Here is a 1,193-nt window from a genome sequence, read left to right as displayed (position 1 = left end):
GTGGCATCACCGTCGCGCTCGGTAACTCCCATGAAGATAACTGGGAATGGCATATGTACGACACCGTAAAAGGGTCGGACTATATTGGCGACCAGGACGCCATCGAATATATGTGTAAGACCGGCCCGGAAGCGATTCTTGAGCTGGAACATATGGGCCTGCCGTTCTCCCGTCTTGACGACGGCCGTATTTATCAGCGCCCGTTCGGCGGCCAGTCGAAAAACTTCGGCGGCGAGCAAGCGGCACGTACCGCGGCGGCGGCTGACCGTACCGGCCACGCGCTGTTGCACACCCTGTATCAACAGAACCTGAAAAACCACACCACTATCTTCTCCGAATGGTATGCCCTCGATCTGGTGAAAAACCAGGACGGCGCGGTGGTCGGTTGTACCGCCCTGTGCATCGAGACCGGCGAAGTGGTCTACTTTAAAGCCCGCGCCACCGTGCTGGCGACCGGCGGCGCAGGCCGTATTTATCAGTCCACCACCAACGCCCACATCAACACCGGTGACGGCGTCGGGATGGCCATCCGCGCCGGCGTTCCGGTGCAGGATATGGAAATGTGGCAGTTCCACCCGACCGGCATCGCCGGTGCAGGGGTGCTGGTCACCGAAGGTTGCCGCGGCGAAGGCGGTTACCTGCTGAACAAACACGGCGAGCGCTTTATGGAGCGTTATGCCCCGAACGCCAAAGACCTGGCGGGTCGTGACGTGGTGGCGCGTTCCATCATGATCGAAATCCGCGAAGGCCGCGGCTGCGATGGTCCGTGGGGCCCGCATGCGAAACTGAAACTGGATCACCTGGGTAAAGAGGTTCTGGAATCTCGTCTGCCAGGTATCCTTGAGCTGTCCCGTACCTTTGCTCACGTCGATCCGGTGAAAGAGCCAATCCCGGTTATCCCAACCTGCCACTACATGATGGGCGGTATCCCGACCAAAGTCACCGGTCAGGCGCTGACCGTGAATGAGAAGGGCGAAGACGTGGTGATCCCGGGCCTGTTCGCGGTAGGCGAAATTGCCTGCGTATCGGTCCACGGCGCCAACCGTCTGGGCGGCAACTCGCTGCTCGACCTGGTGGTCTTCGGCCGCGCGGCGGGCCTGCATCTGCAGGAGTCTATCGCCGAGCAGGGCACGCTACGCGACGCCAGCGAATCGGATGTCGAAGGCTCGCTGGACCGCCTCAATCGCTGGAAC

The 1,193-nt window shown here is 61.2% G+C and carries 1 protein-coding gene; it reads left to right on the top strand.

The annotated features are described in order from the left end of the window. The coding region (locus AACG97_RS00230; RefSeq protein ID WP_338463237.1) for an FAD-binding protein at window positions 1–1,193 on the top strand (1,193 nt) is incomplete at both ends.

Origin of the sequence: Pseudomonas sp. Nvir, assembly GCF_963778085.1 — a bacterium.
GTDB lineage: Bacteria > Pseudomonadota > Gammaproteobacteria > Pseudomonadales > Pseudomonadaceae > Aquipseudomonas > Aquipseudomonas juntendi.
This window is presented reverse-complemented; position numbering and strand designations above follow the sequence as displayed.